Genomic DNA, 18,136 nt, shown 5'->3' with positions numbered 1-18,136 from the left:
TGGTTACAATATTGACTTTGATTTCAGCGAATGATAACATTTATCAAGTAGGTGGTTTATTACAATACAGATGATTGAGGAAAACACAATTGGTGTTTTTCTTACATATTTTAAAGGAGGATTTCACATTATGGCAGAAAGATTGGTAGGAAGACCCGCACCTGATTTTGCATTGGAAACAGTATCTGGAGACGGTCAAGAATTTGGCTCGGTGAAACTTTCCGATTACCGTGGCAAGTGGCTCGTATTTTTCTTCTATCCACTGGATTTCACTTTTGTATGCCCAACAGAAATTACAGCATTGAGCGATGCAGCTGACCAATTCAAAGAGCTGGATACTGAAATTTTGGGTATCAGTGTAGACTCCGTGCACAGCCACAAAGCATGGATCAACACAGCTAAAGAAAACAACGGTCTGGGCAAACTGAACTTCCCGTTGGCTTCTGACATCACGAAAAAAACAGCAAGCGACTATGGTGTTCTGATCGAAGAAGAAGGCGTTGCATTGCGCGGCTTATTCATCATTGATCCAGAAGGCGAACTGAAATATCAAGTGGTTAACCACAATGATGTAGGTCGCAGTGTAGAAGAAACATTGCGTGTACTGCAAGCTTTGCAATCCGGTGGCTTGTGCCCAATGAACTGGAAACCAGGCGATAAAAATCTGTAATATTAGCTTTACAAGTTGAACTTAAACAAGCAAGCCCCCAACAAGCGGTTATTTTACCGTTGTTGGGGGCTTGCTTGCCTGCGCTATGCAGCGGAGATATAGGAACAGCCTGTCTGAATCATGTAATACAGAGTGAAGTAACAAATAATTATGGAAATGTTGTTGTGTTCTGGAGGAATTTTGCCTGATGAAAGCGAATAAGGTATTGTAGAAGATAAACAAGGCAGAACAGGTTTTGTTCAGAGGAGGCTGAGCCCGGATGAGTTATTGCTGTGGAGCAAGCATGGTAGGAACCAAGGGAACGCTGAAGCATTACCGCACCCAAGTCCATAATGTTCCTTTGCTGTTTTGCCCGGTATGTCGTCGCATTGAAGTTCATTATAAAGTCGAAAATGAGTATGAAATTTTAGCTGAGTATGCACATGGAGATGGGGCATCCGAGATTGATTTTCAGGATTATGTCATGGAAGACGATGATACGATATTTGAAAATTGTGTAAATCGTGAGAGTGAAGATGCAGTTGAAATTGTGAAGCGCCAAATTGACATGTCGCTGGATTTATTGACGGTAGCCAAACAAATGAATGATGAGAAATGGCAGGGAGAGCTTAAGAGAAGACTGGCTGTTATGAGTCAAAGACGATCCCGGCTTCAACATAATAAGAGCGGCAGTTGACATCCTACACACCAAAGAAGCTCTCAAATCTGGAGAGCTTCTTTGGTGTGTAGGGCGCTTATTTTTAACTTATTTTTTTATTTTGTAATGTTGCGCAGATATTATGACGAAAGAAAATAAGATAAAAATGTGGATTCGACACTTTTTCCGATTGACTGTGATCCTTAATCTTGTCTATCATAAAATAAGACTCGAATCGAAAAAAATGGTCGGAGTTGATTGAAACTGTTTTTTACACCATTTGAAGGGTGATCGATAGATCCCTTTCTCTTCTTCAAGAATATTACACGTCCGATACGGCCAGTTTATCATTCCGATACAAGGGGGAAGCCTGGCATGATCAGTGAATTCCAAGAAGCCTTGCTTGATACCGTGGGAGCTTGCCCTTCCACACAGATCGCCAATAATAAGTATGAAAATGTACTGGAGAACCTGGATAGTGGTATCATGCTGTTTGACAGTGACGGGGTACTGACCTTTATTAACGTGCAAATGGCGAGATTACTGGAGCTACCACGTAGTTCGCTCGCGGGTCGCAACCTGATGCAAATTTTGCATCATCCTGAGTTAAGTCGGTTTAAGAAGAAGAAAATCATGCGGATTTATAAAGAAACTATCTTTCATAGAAAGCGCTATCATGAGTTGATTGATGAGTATGGTCGGCATTGGTTGATAACAGTGACCTACGGTGATCAGATGGATGGCGATTTTTTGTTTAGTGTAAAGGATGTGTCGGATTATAAGCAGATTGAGCAGACGGCGTATCAAAACGACAAGCTGGCGATGCTAGGACGTATTTCGGCCTCTATCGCCCATGAAATCCGTAACCCGCTTACTGCAATCCGGGGTTTTATTCAATTGCTTCGGCCGCACTTGGTGGAGTTGGGCAGGGATGAGTATGCCCGCATTATTTTAACCGAAATTGATCGTGCGAACGACATTATTTACGAGTTTTTAAATTCGTCCAAGCCTTCGGCTCCGCAAAAAACGGCAGTATCTGTGATGGGACTGTTGAAAGAAGTAGTGATGCTGACAGAAAGCGAGGCGTTGATGAAGGGCTGCCAGATCGCACTGGATGAAAATGATGAACTCATGAAGGTTTCCATTGACGTGAAGCAGATTAAGCAGGTTATCCTCAATATGATTAAAAATGCGATGGATGCCATTGAAAGCATCAGCGGGGAACGAGAGGGATGCATTGATATCCATACCGTGCTTGAGGGCTCTTATGTGCACATTTGCATTGAGGATAACGGCTTAGGTATGGATCACAATACATTGGCGCGTTTATTCGATCCTTTTTTTACAACAAAAGAAAGTGGAACCGGCTTGGGATTGGCTGTGAGCTATCGTATTATCAAAAATCACGGAGGCTTCATTCATGTAGACAGTAAACATGGAAGCGGTACACAATTTAAAATCACACTTCCTGTAGTCTAATATGATGAGATTTTCGCAGAGGGGTCCTGTACATACTATTTCTGTTGTGGTGTGCAGCGTTGGGGTATAGGTATCACCTATTTGAAAAATGTCATCTGAAGCGCATGATCTGAAAAGATGATGCGCTTTTTTGGTACTGTAAGCATGTGCATTTGCATAAATGCGAAAATAAATTCATGAATATAGAACAAAAAAATGATTCACCTTTCACAGATTAAATGCTATTATATACCAGAATACAACATTTTTTTTGATACTATAGACTTAAACAACGGCTTCCAAAGCTGTCAAACGTCTTAGATGATCGGAATCTCCGATATGCAGGGGGCTGAAGAGGCTGAATGAATATACGGCTGGAAGTAAAAAAAACGATAGGCATTGGAATTGCCGCCATAGTTTTATTTGTCTTAGTGCAGTTATTTCACGTAACTTTGAATAAAATATACTCCTATAATGTATTTTTCTTGTTATATCCGATTATAGGATTTGCCTGTGCGGCGATTTGTTTTTCTATTTTTTATCAATCCTGGTCCGTTTTGCTGGAACAGTTAACCTGGCAGAGACTTCTTATTGCCCCAACGTTTTTGGTGGCTGGTCTGCTTTATCTTGTTCATATCGTTTCGTTTAGTTTCGTAAGCCTGACGGACTTTGCTTTGTCTCCGGGCATTTCGTTGTGGCTGCTGTTTGTAAATCGTGCCTTTACCTCGGTCATGCTCTTATTCGTTTGTTCCCTTCCATTTAGAAAGACGAAGTCTGAATACAAGACAGTGGCTTTGTGGGCAGGGATAGGCTGCACGTTGCTGATTCTAGGAGTTATTAAGGCATATGATGCAGGCTTACCGGATCTACGTATACGGTACGAATTAGGTAACCTGGGCTGGACGTTGAATCTGGTTGTCATGATACTGCTGGTACTCACATTTATTTTTGGAGTACGAAAATATCGGAAAGTGCGCCCCGCGGAATTGGGCATGTTGCTTATAGTTCGTGGGATTGGGCTGTGTGTTGTGAGCCAGTTGTTCTATTTATTTGCTGAGCAAATGAGTGATATCAATCATCTTATAGGACTTTTGACTAACGTGATTGCGTTTTATAATCTGTTGAGCGGTCTAGTCCGGCTTATGGTTCTGGTTCCTTATCGGGAAAAACAGGCGGCAGAATCTGAGTTTAATCATATTGCTTATAACGATGATATAACAGGCCTTCCCAATCGCCGTCGTCTTTCCCAGCGCCTGGATAAAATATTGCGCAATTCACTGAAATCTGATGAGACAGTAGCGCTTTTAGTGCTAAATATTGATCGTTTCAAAGCGATTAATGATTCGCTTGGGCATACGGCAGGCAATTATTTGCTGTATGCGGTAGGCGAACGCTTGGGGCATTTTTGCCGCGAAGGGGAAGCGGTCTTTAGCATGGGTGGAGATGAATTTGCCTTTCTTCTAATGGGCTACGAAGATTCAGATGTCATGAGAAATCGTATTGATGATATGGTGAAGCTGTTCGATCAGCCGTTTGATATTAATGGGGAGTCTTATCATGTGATGGTGAGCGTTGGCATAGCTTTGTACCCGTCGGATGCGAATCAGAGCGAACAACTTATTCAACAGGCGGATACTGCTGTACATAGTGCCAAGGAGCAAGGGGTGAATTTTCAGCGGTATGCTAGTGCGATGCAGATGCGAGCGCATGAAAGACTCCAGTTGGAGAATGATTTGCGGCGTGCGCTTGAAAATGAAGAATTTTCATTGGTGTATCAGCCACGTGTCCACCTGCAAAGTGGCGAGCTAACGAGTTTGGAAGCGCTGGTGCGTTGGAATCATCCTCATCGCGGGATGGTGATGCCGGGTGATTTTATTCCAGTAGCTGAAGAAAGTGGCCTGATCGTGCCCTTGGGGGAATGGGTGTTGCGTGAGGCATGTCTCCAAAATAAGCAGTGGCAGGAGCTGGGGTATCCATCGATTCCGATTTCGGTCAATTTATCCATGCGCCAATTCCAGCAAAAAAAGCTGGTTGATGTCATTCGGGGCATTTTGTCCGATACGGGACTGGAGGCACGCTATTTAGAGCTGGAGATTACCGAGAGTATGACTTTTGATAAGGACCGGGCCTTTGAACAGTTGAAAAAAATAAAAGCTATTGGTGTTGCAATCAGTATTGATGATTTTGGAACGGGTTATAGCTCATTGCATTATTTGAAAAATCTTCCGATTGATCGTCTGAAAATTGACCGGTCCTTTGTAAATGAGGTACTGGTTGACAGCAAAAATGCGGCCATTGTATCTACCATTGCCTCTATGGCTCACCATTTAAAGCTGAAGGTTACGGCTGAAGGGGTGGAGAATGAGGAGCAGCTTCAATTTTTGCAGGCGCAGGATTGTCATGAAGGTCAGGGGTATTATTTTAGCCGTCCCATTCCGGCAGAAGTTTTTGAAAAATTGTTTTTACGTAAACCTGTGAATTGGCTGGCTCAGGATGGCGTCTAGTAGGCTTGCATTTTACAAAAAGGTAAGTTATACTAAATAACATCCTGATTCAGTTAGTTGACAAAGGTTTGTGCATGTCATACATAAGAATCAAGATGTTATATAATGCGGGTGTAGTTCAATGGTAGAACTTCAGCCTTCCAAGCTGATAGCGTGGGTTCGATTCCCATCACCCGCTTACGATTTTTAAAATTTCGAAACCCTTGTGACTCAAGGGTTTTTATTTTGTTTGCAATAAGAATATATTTTAGCCGGGATACCAATGGGGGATCCCGGCTTTTTGCGTTCCTATGAACTATTTTCACGCTGATAAATAATACAATATTAAATATTTTTCTTATATGCTATAAATAAACAGATAAAAAGAACTATTTACCATTTTGCGAAAAAAGTATAGTCTCGTAATTGGAATTTAATATAAAAAAAGGATGGTGTAGCTGCGATGAGAAAAATCTCTTTTCTTTTAGCTTTAGCCTTTGTGTTTTTTACTTTTTCAGCAAGTGCTACGTTCGCTGCGACTGATTTCCCAAATACGTCGACGAATGGCATGATTGGTTTTGCTGGACAGGCTAAAAGCGAAACGGGAGCTTCAAAGCCTGCTACAACAGGGGGCAAAAATGGTCAGGTCATCTATATCAATAATCTAAACGAATTGAAAAATCAGCTAGGGGACTCAACACCTAAAATTCTGGTCATCGAAAAGAATATTTCTGCTTCTTCTAAAACCGTGATCAATATTGGTTCCAACAAATCGCTAATCGGCTCTTATGCGCAAAATAAGCTAATCAATATTCATTTGAAAACAACAGCTAACTCGGGAAATGTGATCTTTCAAAATTTAACTTTTGAGCACAGCGCCAGCATTAATGGTAACGATGATATCCAGCTATATCTTACTGCGGGCACAAATTATTGGATTGATCATGTTACTTTTGCAGGTCATAATTATAATGCAAATGGCTCGGATCTGGACAAGCTTTTGTACATAGGGCAATTGGCTGATTATGTAACCATTAGCAACTCCAAATTTGCTAATCATAAATATGGCCTTATTCTGGGTTATCCAGATGACAGCAATAAAAATTATGATGGCATGCCGCATATTACAATTGCTAATAATTATTTTGAAAACTTACTTGTACGCGGTCCAGGTCTGATGAGATATGGATATTTATTCCGAAAATAATTATTTTGGAAAAGGTAGTGAAAAGGGCGGTATTCTGGATGATAAAGCCAATGGTGAATTTAAAGATGTAGGTAGTTTTCCAGCCATCACCAACCAAAAATCGCTTGTGACCCGATGGAATCCGAGCAAGAACTACAGTTATCAAGTTCAAACCCCTGAATATACTAAAGAATTTGTAACTAAGTATGCAGGTTCGTCCAATACAACGTTGGTATTTGGAAAATAAAACTGGTATTGCAAAAATACTGTGATCTGCTATACTGACTGCAAGTAAGTATCCCATAAAAAGGAAGGTAACCATACGTCCGATGAAGTAAGCACACTGATTTTCCCACTCAACTGCACGTTACTGGCAGGCGGCTGCAAGCTGCAACGGGAGAAGTGTGTCTGAAATGAAAGTAGGGACGTATGCGTATATTTCCGAAACGGGATTTGTTTTTTTCGTTCGCGGTGTTATTTTTCATATGCATAAGTTCTGAAATAATTCATAGCAGTCATTCTATTTTCCTGTATGCAAGCCGCAGCCTTCTGCGGCTTTTTTTATTGCTTCCGGTGTAAAAACCGGGCTGGGAAAGGATGATCGTGGTATGAAAACCATTTTGCGAGTTCGCAATGTAGTCAAGGAATGGAACGGGACATCTATATTTGAGAATGTGTCGATGGATGTGACGGAAGGAGAACGGCTCGCGTTGTTTGGGAGAAATGGAGCCGGTAAAACAACGTTATTACGAATATTGCTGGGAGATGAAGCGCCAACCTCCGGTCAAGTAGAACATGATTTGCCCATGGAAGAGCGAGGCTGGCTGAAGCAGCAGGATACAGTGGATAGGTCTCGAACCGCACTGGAGGCCGCACAGCAGGCCAGCCCTCGGCATTGGCGTCTCAAGCAAACGCTGGGAGAGCTGGAAGCTGACCTAGCCAATGCTGGTAAGGATATGGAGCAGCAACTGGAGCGTTACGGCGAGCTGATGGATGAATACGAACGCCTGCAAGGCTTTGCTTGGGAGTCTGAGGTGGAAAAGGCGCTCACCCGAATGGGAATGCCTGCACAGACGTGGTCCATTGCTTATGGTGATCTGAGTGGCGGACAGAAGACGAGAGTACGACTGGCTGGCCTGATGGTCAGGCAGCCCAAGCTGCTGGTACTGGATGAGCCAACCAACCATTTGGATGCCGAAAGTATGCTCTGGCTGGAGCAGTGGCTGTCCTCGTATCCTGGAACACTGCTGTTTGTATCGCATGACAGAGCCTTTTTGGATCAGGTGGCTACGAGTATAGTTGAGCTTACATCCACAGGTATTGAGCGCTATAAAGGTGGTTATAAGGAATATAAAGCGCAGAAGGAGCGGGAACTGCGAGAGCAGGAGGCGAGCTATCGGAAGCAGGAACTGGCGAGACAGGCGCTGGAGGAAACGATTCGAAATTACAGGGAATGGTTTCATCAGGCGTATCGCAGCGCATCCAAGGTTGAAATGGCCATTACGCAGAGCTTTTACAAGGCCAAGGCTAAAAAAAATATTTCCCGTTATCATGCAAAGGAGAAGGAATTGGAGCGACTGGAGGCTAACAGGGTAGAGCAACCACGTGAAGCTCCGTCTTTGCACATGAAATTAAATGACAGCGGGTTTCAGGCTAAATATTTGCTGCGTACTGAGCAGGTTGACTTTAGCTACGACGACCATGTCATCGTGAAAAATCTAAATCTGAACGTTGCACGTGGGGAGCGTTTGGCTGTTCGGGGGCCCAATGGAATTGGTAAAACCACGCTGCTTCGGTTATTAACAGGTCAGCTTGAACCGAAGACGGGAAAAATCACAGCCAACCCACAGTTGAATATCGGGTATTTTTCACAGGAGTTGGAGCAGCTTCCAGAGGATCAGACGTTGCTCGACAGTCTGCTTGCACTCCCAACCATGACCCAAACAAAAGCGAGAACAGTGCTGGGCTGTTTTTTATTTGCCAAAGAGGATGTATTCAAAAGGATCGGAACGCTCAGTATGGGAGAAAAATGCAGGGTAGCTTTTCTGCGTCTGTACTTTAGTGGAGCCAATCTGCTGGTGCTGGATGAACCGACGAATTACTTTGACATTGAAACCCGTGAAATTGTAGAGGACTCTTTACGCCGATATGATGGGGCACTGGTACTCGTCTCGCATGACCGGGAGCTGGTGCGTTGTACGTCAACTCGATTACTCGATATGCAGCCGGGGGGCGGATATGAAATCTACGAGGGGACGGCCGACGAAAAACAAGAAGATGAACGGAGAAGCATCCGAGAGCCCAAGGATCAGGGAGAGCGGGAGGAACGTCTACGATTACAGCTGCGTCTTACCGAACTGATGGGAATGACGGGGACGAGTGAAGCAAATGAGGAGCTCTTGAGCGATATCAGGCGCATTCGTGCCAAGCTGGATCAGTTGAATGATCCCGATATCTGAAGGAATGAAATATAGGCGCTGCTTGCCAAAGTGCAGTAGTTTGCATATAATAATGAACAATAGTTCGTATTTAGAAAATGTCTTGATGGAGAAGAGTAGGCAGTGTCCGATTGAACAGGGAGGAAGCGCCGTAGGATTGAGAGCGTTTCTGCAAATATTGGGCTGTTGAAGTTCGCTCCGGAGCAGTTCCTTGAACCTCAAGCGTCATGTAAATGGCGGTTGTGCAAGTAGGGGATACCGGTTCACGACCGTTACAACGTGCAGAGCGAGATGATGATGCATAGCATGAATGAACCCCCGTACTGATTGCCACAAGGCAACGCGTCGGGTAGCTGAACTTCATTGTCTAACGAGGGTGGTACCACGGTCTTTTCGTCCCTTTTCGGGAGAAAAGACCTTTTTTTGTTGTCTGAAAAGCTGGATATGAAGAAAGGGGACTGAACAGGCGATGAGCGAAACCATCCAAATGAAGGAACATTTGCTGGCCTTGAAGGAAGAAGCACTGGAAGTATTGGAGAAGGTGGAAACACCCAAGGAGCTGGCTGATCTACGAGTTAAATATTCGGGTAAAAAGGGTGCACTGACCGAAATTTTGCGCGGTATGGGCAAGCTGAGTGCGGAAGAGCGTCCAGTTGTTGGCCAGGTAGCCAATGAGGTGCGTGAGGCGATTGAAGAGGTCGTTAACCGTAAGCAGGACGAGTTCACGAAAGCAGAAACGAATGAGCGCCTGCAAGCAGAAAAAATCGACGTTACGTTGCCTGGACGCGCAATGCCGCAAGGCGGGCTCCACCCACTTAACAAAGTGATCGAGCAAATCGAAGATATTTTTACAGGTATGGGATATCGAGTGGCTGAGGGACCACAGGCAGAGACCGATTATTATAACTTCGAAGCTTTGAATCTGCCTAAAAACCACCCGGCACGTGATATGCAGGATTCATTTTACCTGACCGAGGATCTGTTGATGCGTACTCATACGTCACCAGTTCAGATTCGCGCGATGGAGGCGATGAAGGGTGAAACGCCTATTAAGGTGATTTGTCCGGGTACGGTATTCCGACGTGATGATGACGATGCAACGCATTCCTTCCAATTCCACCAAATTGAAGGCCTTGTGATTGGAAAAGACATTCGTATGAGTGATTTGAAAGGAACCTTGCTGCAATTTGCACGCGAAATGTTCGGGGAATCGACCGAAATCCGCTTGCGCCCAAGCTTCTTTCCGTTCACCGAGCCAAGTGCTGAAGTAGACGTGACTTTTGTGAAGAAAAACGGCGAGCGCGTGTGGATTGAAATTTTGGGCTGTGGTATGGTGCATCCGAAAGTGCTGGAAATGGGTGGTTTTGATCCCGAGGTGTACAGTGGCTTTGCATTCGGTATGGGTGTAGAACGGATAGCCATTTTGAAATACGGCATTGACGATATTCGCCATTTTTATAACAGCGATCTGTCGTTCTTGAAGCAGTTTGCGCGTCAATAAACAACTATATCAAGGGAAGTGAACCCATATGAAAGTATCATTCGAGTGGCTGTCCGAGTATGTATCACTGGATCAAGTGAGTGCGGAGGAGCTAGCAGAAAAAATCACCCGTTCGGGCATTGAAATTGATGAAGTTGAACATCGTAACCAAGGAATTACTGGCGTCGTTGTAGGCTATGTCAAAAGCAAGGAAAAGCACCCGGATGCGGATAAGCTGAATGTGTGTATTGTCGATGCGGGTCAGGGAGAAGACCTGCAAATTGTGTGTGGTGCCAAGAACGTGGATGCAGGTCAAAAGGTTCCTGTTGCAGTTGTAGGTGCCAAGCTACCAGGAGATTTTCATATTAAAAAGGCCAAGCTGCGTGGTGTTGTGTCCATGGGCATGATCTGCTCGGCCAAAGAACTGGGCATGAATGATAAGCTATTGCCAAAAGAATTGCAGGAAGGCATTTTGGTGTTGCCAGAGGATGCTGAAATTGGTACGCCAATTACGAAGCTGCTTGCCCTGGATGATCAGGTGCTGGATTTTGATTTGACACCCAACCGCTCGGATTGCCTGAGCATGCATGGAGCTGCATATGAAGTAAGTGCCATTCTAGGACGTGACATTTCGCTCGCTGACCCTGCTAAGGATCTGGTGGAAATTAGCGATGCTGCGGCAGATCACTTGTCCGTTAAGGTAGATACTCCTGAACTGTGCACACACTATGCAGCGCGTTATATCACAGGTGTTAAAGTGGGCCCTTCACCGTTATGGATTCAAAACCGTCTGATGGCGGCAGGTGTTCGTCCGATAAACAATATCGTAGATATTACGAACTACGTTATGCTGGAATATGGTCAGCCGTTGCATGCTTTTGATGCGGATAAGCTGGAAAATGGAAATATTGAGGTGCGACTTGCTCGTGCAGGCGAAACTTTGATTACACTTGACGATCAGGAACGTAAGCTGGAACCGCATATGCTGCTGATCACAGACGGTGTAAAGCCGATTGCATTGGCAGGTGTAATGGGCGGAGCCAACTCTGAGGTTACGGATGCGACGATTAGCATTGCGTTGGAATCTGCGAAGTTTGACGGCGGTACCGTTCGCAAAACATCCCGCCAACTGGGACTGCGTTCGGAAGCAAGTCTGCGTTTTGAAAAAGAGGTTGATCCAGGAGCTGTTATACCTGCTGTAAATCGTGCAGCTGCGCTGATTCAGCGTTATGCAGGGGGCACTGTACACCAGGGCATCGTAGAGTCTGCTTCTGCAAAAGCTAAAAACTACATTATCAAGCTGTCGCTAGATAAAATAAACCGATATTTGGGAACCGAACTGTCCCTGCTTGAGGTGAAGACGATTCTTGGTAGACTTCATTTTGGATGTGGCGATGCAGAACAAGGGGTGCTGGAAGTTGAAGTACCTACACGCCGTGGAGATATTACCATTGATGTGGACTTAATCGAAGAAGTGGCACGTATGTATGGCTATGACAATATCCCAACCACGCCGATTGAAGGTCCAACAACTCCAGGAGCTTTGACGGCATCGCAGTCCCTGCGTCGTTCCTTGCGCAGATTGCTGGCTCATGGTGGCTGGCAGGAGACGATCAGTTACTCTTTTGTGCATCCGCAAAGCACAGCTTTATTTAATGCTCTGACAGAAGGCAGCCATCCGGTACGTTTGGCTATGCCTATGAGCGAAGACCGTAGTGTATTGCGTACAAGCATCATTCCGCAAATGCTGGATACAGCGGTGTACAACATGAATCGGAAGCAAGATAACCTGGCGATTTTTGAGATGGGAACTGTATTCTATACAGAAGAGCAAACATTAACCCGCCAGCCGCAGGAAATTCAAGTGCTGAGTCTGCTGCTGACTGGAGTGCGCCGTGAAAAACAATGGAACATCGGAGCCGAAAAGGTCGACTTCTTTGATATTAAAGGTGCGCTTGAAACAGTGTTCGACTATTTTGGACTAAGTGCCAGCATTCGCTATGTGGCTGACCAGCCGCAAAGCTACCACCCAGGACGTTCCGCTTCGGTATGGCTGGATGTGAACGGAAACTCCCAACGAATCGGTACAGTTGGGCAGATTCATCCTGAACTGCAACAGTCCTATGGGCTGAACGATACGTATGTAGCTGAAATCGCGTTGCAACAGCTCGTTGAGCACGCAAACTCCCATATTCAGTTCAGAGAGCTGGCTCGCTTCCCGTCCGTGGAACGTGACATTGCCCTCGTGGTGAATAAAGACGTTGAGGCAGGTGAACTGCTTCGTGTTATTCACGCTGCAGGCGGAGAACTGTTGCAGGATGCACGGGTGTTTGATGTATTTACAGGCAGCAAGCTTGGTGAAGACAAGAAGAGCGTGGCTATTTCCCTGACCTATCGTCATTGGGAGCATACGTTGACGGATGAAGAGATTAATGCGGCGCATTCTCCTGTCGTTACGTCTCTAGAACAAACTTTTGGAGCGGAATTGAGAAAGTAGCAGGAAATGCGGGAAGCCGTATCGAATCTTAGTGACAGAGGTTCGATACGGCTTTTTGGCCTATCATCATAGAAGCTCTCTACTCTGATATTCACCCGCTGCGGGGAAGCCGGACTAATAAGGTTGAACGCTTCACGGAAGGCGGGTTACCCTAGTACCGGACACACCTTAGAATCAACATACAGTAGTATTGAAGGAGGGCATAATTGTGACTACACCAGATCGTACTCGCGTCACTGTAGAGATCTACGGTACTTCTTATAAACTTGTCGGCAGCAATAGCGATTATATGAAGCAGGTTGCTAATTACGTAGATGAACGTATGCACAGCATTTCTCAAGCACATTCGCGTCTGGATATGCCCCGAATTGCCGTGCTGGCTGCGGTTCATATGGCTGAAGAAGCTGTACAAATTCAGGAGATTCAGAGCCATATGAACCGCTTGGCAGCGGAACGGGCGGAGCTCCGGGGAGATCTGGCCCAACTCCAGACGGCTCTAGGGGAACAACAGCAGAAAAATACAGATATGCACCAAGCCCTTGTTCAATTGAGGGAAGAAAAAGAAACGACGCAGAAGAAACTGGTGGAGACCGAATCTACATCAGCCAAGGAAATTGCCGAACTAAGGGCAAAGCTTGAACAGCAGGAGAAAAAAGCGGCTGAACTTGAAAATGCACAAAAACAAGCTAAGCGTGAATTGGAGGAATCTCGTCAAGAAGCTTCTCGTAAGCTGAAAGAGCAGCAAGAGGCTGCAAATGCGCGTGTCCGGCAGACAGAAGAGCAGTTGAAGAAGGAAATAGCCGAAGCGGCTAAACAGGCTGAAGCTAAGCTTTCCGCTGCGGAAAAGGCTCATCAGGAGCGAAAACGTATAGAGCTGGACAATTTGCGATCTACTTTGCAGCAAGAGCATAGCCAGAAGATAAGCGAATGGCAGATCAAGTGCTCCGGGCTGAATGAGCAGCTGGAGCAGGAACGTAAACAGGCTGAATTGGCTCTAAATGAGGAAAAGCTCCAGCATGAGGAAGCACAGAAACGTGCTGAAGAAGCTGCACTGGAGCAGGAGACTCGGATGGAGGAGCTTCAGGAGCAATTAGAACAAGTACAAGCAGGAAATGCAGAGCTTTCTTCTCGTCTGGAGAAGGCTCGAGAGCAAGCTGTAGCATTGGAGCAACAACAGTCCGAGCTGGAGGCTCAGCTACAAGCACAGCAACAGGCGGCAACAGAGCGGGAGCAGGCAAATACGCTTGCGCGTGAAGAACTGCAAAGCAGATATGATCAGTTGGTGAATGAAGCCAAGGCTACGCAGCAGCAGGCGGCTAAGCTGGAGGAAGAGCAGCGCCGGATGCAGAAGCTGCTGGAGCAAGCTCATGTATCTTCTCGCAAGCTGCAAAGCGAGCTGGCTACGCTGGCTGAAAGTGAGAAGTCATGGAAGAAGCTTGCAGAAGAACGTCAGTTGGCAGCCGATGAGTTGGAGCTTTCCCTGCTGGAAGCGCGTGAACAGAAGGAAGCGACAGAGGAACAACTACAGCAGACTGTGGCTGAGGTTGAGGCTGCTAATGATAAATATGCTTCACAACAGCAACGGCTGGTTCAACTTGAAGCGAAAATCAAGGAGCTGTCGCCTGAGCTGATTCGTGTTCAGGACGAGCTTGAGAAAGCCCAAGTCCGAGAGCAAGAGAGTGCGAAGGCGTATCAATCGCTTCAGGATCAATATGGAAGCATGAAGAGCCGAGCTGGACAGCTGGAGCAACATATTAAGCAACTCCAGCAGGAAAATCATGACCGGCAAAGTGAATTGGAACGTGCTGAGAAGACCTCTGTGGAATGGCAGCTTAAATACGATCAGTTGAAGGCTGAAGCGGAACGTTTGGAAGCTGAAGATGCTGCCCGCAAGGAGGAATTTGCTTCTTGGGAACGGGAAATAGCGGTAACGATTGAACAAAAAGAACAGCTTCAGGAGGAGATTCGTTCCGCGGTTGAAGCTGCCAACACCGCAAAGGCAGAACAGCAGTCCATAGAGCAGGAACGCATGGCCTTGCAGTCTGAGTTAGATGAAGTAGGTCAAAAATATGAAATGGCGGCTCATCAGCTTCGTTTACTACAAGTACAACAGGACGTAGACCGAGAAAATGCAGAGAAGATTTCAACAGAATTGCGTCAACTAAAGGAAGAATACACCAAGCTTCAAACCGAGTATAATGAATGGATTGAGCTTATCGAACAGGATCAGTAGATACGGATTATAAATGTAAGGCAATCCCCGGCTGCTCATGGCCGGGGATTGTTTGTTTATGGTATCGCTAAGAAGTATAAATGACCAAAAGCTGTCCTTTGGCAGATGAATCTGCTTCGGGACAGCTATGCTGGAAGTGTTTGCCGAAATTATTTCCCTTCCTTGCGCCCGGCTTCAAATGGTGTCGATACCGGAATGAACAGATCGATAATCCCGATAACCAATGCAGCGAGCAATGCGCCCATAATCGAAACACTAACATGGGCCACGACATATTGAGCGACCCAGATAACCAGAGCGCTCACTAGAAAACCAACGATACCGCGTCCAAATGGAGAAACGCGTCGACCAAATATCGCCTCGACGATATAGCCAATCAAGGCAATGACAATGGCAAGGATCAGCGCACTCCAAAAGCCGCCTACACTAAATCCGGGAACGATCCAGCTTACGACCATCAGAACCAGAGCGGCAACGATGAAACGTACAATGTGCCCAAGAATGCTCACGGAATAACCTCCTTTGTTTTTTTGAATTAACAGGGTTAGACAAAGGTTAGTGTGTGGCATGAAGAGCTTTCTTATGTGTGAAGCAGAGTTGGCAAATAGCGTAAGTTTGCTGCTTTCGGTATAATATAGATATAAGTGAAAGGAGCAGTGAAGTTGGACTCTAAAATTTTTAAAACCCTTGAATATCAAAAAATTCTAAATAAACTAAGTCACTATGCCCAAACGGCAACGGGACAACAGACAGCCCTTCGATTACAGCCCAGCGATGATTTGGAGCATATCAAGAAATTGCTGAAAGGTACAGATGAGGCCTATGCTGCTGATCGGCTGAAAGGAGTGCCTTCATTTAACGGAGTGGTGGATATCACTCCTACGGTGAAGCGTGCCCGTATTGGAGGAACGTTAAGTCCGCAGGAGTTACATGGTATTCGGACAACGGTTCAAGCTGCACGCCGTATACAGGTGTATGTAACAAGTTTGCATGAGGAAAATCCGGTTGAAACATTGCTGTATTGGAGTGAGCAACTTTCGGAACAAAGAAGTTTGGAAAACTCCATTAAAGGCTGTATTGACGAAAATGCAGAGGTACTGGATTCTGCCAGTACAGAGCTTTCACAAATTCGCCGGGAACTGCGCTCCGGTGAAGTGCGTATTCGTGAAAAGCTGGATTCCATGATTCGTTCCTCAACTGTGTCCAAAATGCTTCAGGATCAGTTGATTACGATTCGTGGAGATCGGTTTGTCATCCCGGTCAAGGCCGAATACCGTTCTTATTTTGGCGGAATTGTGCATGATCAATCCGGGTCTGGCGCAACCTTGTTTATCGAGCCAGAATCCATCGTGGCCATGAACAACAAGCTGAGGGAAACCAGGCTGAGAGAAGAGCGTGAAATTGAAGTCATTTTACAAAAGCTGACCGCACTTGTCGCAGAACAAGCGGATATGTTGCTGTATGATGTGGATATTTTAGGCAATCTTGATTTTATTTTTGCGAAAGCTCGTCTCGCTCGTGAAATGAAGGCAACGCTGCCCTTAATGAATGATCGCGGGTACTTGAAGCTGAAAAAGGGTAGACACCCTCTAATTCCGTTGGAACAGGTCGTTCCCATAGATGTGGAACTGGGTAATTCGTACACCTCCATTATCGTTACCGGACCGAACACAGGGGGGAAAACCGTTACCCTGAAAACTATAGGTCTGCTAAGCTTGATGGCGATGTCTGGACTGTTTGTGCCTGTTGAGGATGAAAGCCAGCTCTGCGTGTTTGATGCAATCTATGCCGATATTGGTGACGAGCAGAGCATTGAGCAAAACTTGAGTACATTTTCCAGTCACATGACCAATATTATTAGCATCTTGAAAAATATGACACCCAAAAGTCTTGTATTGCTTGACGAAGTGGGAGCAGGAACGGACCCGGCAGAAGGTTCAGCCCTGGCTGTATCTATTCTGGAGCATATACATGCTCTGGGTTGCCGCATGGTGGCGACGACTCACTATAGTGAATTGAAGGCGTATGCCTATGAGCGCAAAGGAATTATTAATGCAAGTATGGAGTTTGATGTCGCTACATTAAGCCCGACTTACCGCCTTCTGGTTGGTGTTCCTGGGCGAAGTAACGCTTTTGCTATTGCCGAGCGATTGGGATTACCAGGACGTATATTAGACTATGCCCGTGGTGAGGTAACCGAAGAAGACCAGCGCGTCGAGCACATGATTGCGTCACTGGAGCAGAACCGTTTGACCGCTGAGCAAGAACGGGAAAAAGCAGAGCAGCTGCGTAAGGAAATGGAAGTATTGCGTACACGTCATCAGACCGAGCTAGATAAGCTGGAGTCACAACGGGACCGTATGCTAGAAAAGGCCGAAGACGAAGCAAGAGTTCTCGTGGATAAGGCTCGTAGTGAAGCAGAGAAAATCATTACGGATTTGCGTAAATTGGCTCAGGAAGAGGGAGCCTCGGTTAAGGAGCACAAGCTGATTGCAGCTCGTAGAGAACTGGATGAAGCAGAACCGAAACAACGCAAGAAAAGTACAGTCAAACGTCCGGCGACTCCGCGTACTCGTTCCATCATGGCTGGCGATGAAGTATCAGTTCACAGTCTGAATAAAAAAGGCCATGTGGTTGAACTAACTGGCAGCAAGGAAGCTATCGTTCAACTGGGTATCATGAAAATGAAGGTCAGTCTGGATGATCTGGAGCTGCTGCAACCAGCCCCAACGACTACTCCAAAGGTCCAAAAGCCAGTGACTGGCGTTAAGCGGACACGGGATGATAACGTGCGAAGTGAACTTGACCTTCGGGGGGCAAACGTGGAGGAAGCGCTGATGGAAGTGGACCGCTTCATGGATGAAGCGTTTTTAGCCAATCTGGGTCAGGTATACATTATTCACGGCAAAGGTACGGGGGTCCTGAGAACTGGTATTCAGGAGTACCTTCGCAAGCATAAGCATGTGAAAAGCTACCGTATCGGTAACTACAATGAAGGCGGCACGGGTGTAACGGTTGCTGAATTGGAATAGATATGGGTTGCTGACCGAGAAC

General features: G+C 45.8%; 10 protein-coding genes, 1 tRNA gene and 1 pseudogene. 11 read left to right on the top strand and 1 reads right to left on the bottom strand.

Going from position 1 to position 18,136, the window contains the following annotated elements; translation table 11 throughout:
• The first annotated feature begins 130 nt into the window (after positions 1 to 130).
• The 10 genes and pseudogenes from G9G57_RS18815 (at position 131) to G9G57_RS18770 (ending at position 15,082) form a co-directional block, all read left to right on the top strand.
• Positions 131 to 670, top strand: coding sequence for a peroxiredoxin (locus G9G57_RS18815; RefSeq protein WP_013370083.1), 540 nt, complete (start codon positions 131 to 133; stop codon positions 668 to 670).
• 259 nt (positions 671 to 929) lie between these two features.
• On the top strand, positions 930 to 1,346 hold the full coding sequence (locus tag G9G57_RS18810; protein ID WP_016820546.1) for a hypothetical protein: 417 nt from the start codon (positions 930 to 932) through the stop codon (positions 1,344 to 1,346).
• A 336-nt stretch (positions 1,347 to 1,682) separates the two neighbouring features.
• On the top strand, positions 1,683 to 2,786 hold the full coding sequence (locus G9G57_RS18805; RefSeq protein WP_016820545.1) for an ATP-binding protein: 1,104 nt from the start codon (positions 1,683 to 1,685) through the stop codon (positions 2,784 to 2,786).
• A gap of 341 nt (positions 2,787 to 3,127) precedes the next feature.
• Complete coding sequence (locus G9G57_RS18800; RefSeq protein WP_044785877.1) at positions 3,128 to 5,269, top strand: putative bifunctional diguanylate cyclase/phosphodiesterase; 2,142 nt, start codon at positions 3,128 to 3,130, stop codon at positions 5,267 to 5,269.
• A 107-nt stretch (positions 5,270 to 5,376) separates the two neighbouring features.
• A tRNA-Gly gene (locus tag G9G57_RS18795) sits at positions 5,377 to 5,447 on the top strand.
• A 264-nt stretch (positions 5,448 to 5,711) separates the two neighbouring features.
• Positions 5,712 to 6,681, top strand: a pseudogene (locus G9G57_RS18790) (polysaccharide lyase family 1 protein).
• Between the two features lie 361 nt (positions 6,682 to 7,042).
• Positions 7,043 to 8,893, top strand: coding sequence for a ribosomal protection-like ABC-F family protein (gene abc-f, locus G9G57_RS18785; protein WP_019686695.1), 1,851 nt, complete (start codon positions 7,043 to 7,045; stop codon positions 8,891 to 8,893).
• A gap of 448 nt (positions 8,894 to 9,341) precedes the next feature.
• A complete protein-coding gene (pheS, locus tag G9G57_RS18780) occupies positions 9,342 to 10,373 on the top strand; it encodes a phenylalanine--tRNA ligase subunit alpha (protein WP_016820540.1) in 1,032 nt (343 codons plus the stop codon).
• A gap of 28 nt (positions 10,374 to 10,401) precedes the next feature.
• Positions 10,402 to 12,849 (top strand): phenylalanine--tRNA ligase subunit beta, encoded by a 2,448-nt coding sequence (gene pheT, locus G9G57_RS18775; protein ID WP_164965390.1) that lies wholly within the window; start codon positions 10,402 to 10,404, stop codon positions 12,847 to 12,849.
• Between the two features lie 208 nt (positions 12,850 to 13,057).
• Positions 13,058 to 15,082 (top strand): DNA repair protein, encoded by a 2,025-nt coding sequence (locus G9G57_RS18770; RefSeq protein WP_164965389.1) that lies wholly within the window; start codon positions 13,058 to 13,060, stop codon positions 15,080 to 15,082.
• A 149-nt stretch (positions 15,083 to 15,231) separates the two neighbouring features.
• Here the strand turns inward: G9G57_RS18770 and G9G57_RS18765 are convergent, their stop codons facing one another.
• On the bottom strand, positions 15,232 to 15,591 hold the full coding sequence (locus G9G57_RS18765; RefSeq protein ID WP_016820537.1) for a phage holin family protein: 360 nt from the start codon (positions 15,589 to 15,591) through the stop codon (positions 15,232 to 15,234).
• A 153-nt stretch (positions 15,592 to 15,744) separates the two neighbouring features.
• Between G9G57_RS18765 and G9G57_RS18760 the strand changes: the two genes are divergently transcribed.
• The gene (locus G9G57_RS18760; RefSeq protein ID WP_044785881.1) at positions 15,745 to 18,114 is read left to right on the top strand and encodes an endonuclease MutS2; all 2,370 of its coding nucleotides are present in this window, start codon (positions 15,745 to 15,747) and stop codon (positions 18,112 to 18,114) included.
• Positions 18,115 to 18,136: the final 22 nt, after the last annotated feature.

Source organism: Paenibacillus sp. EKM211P, from assembly GCF_011066175.1.
GTDB classification, from domain to species: Bacteria; Bacillota; Bacilli; order Paenibacillales; family Paenibacillaceae; genus Paenibacillus; species Paenibacillus polymyxa.
This window is presented reverse-complemented; position numbering and strand designations above follow the sequence as displayed.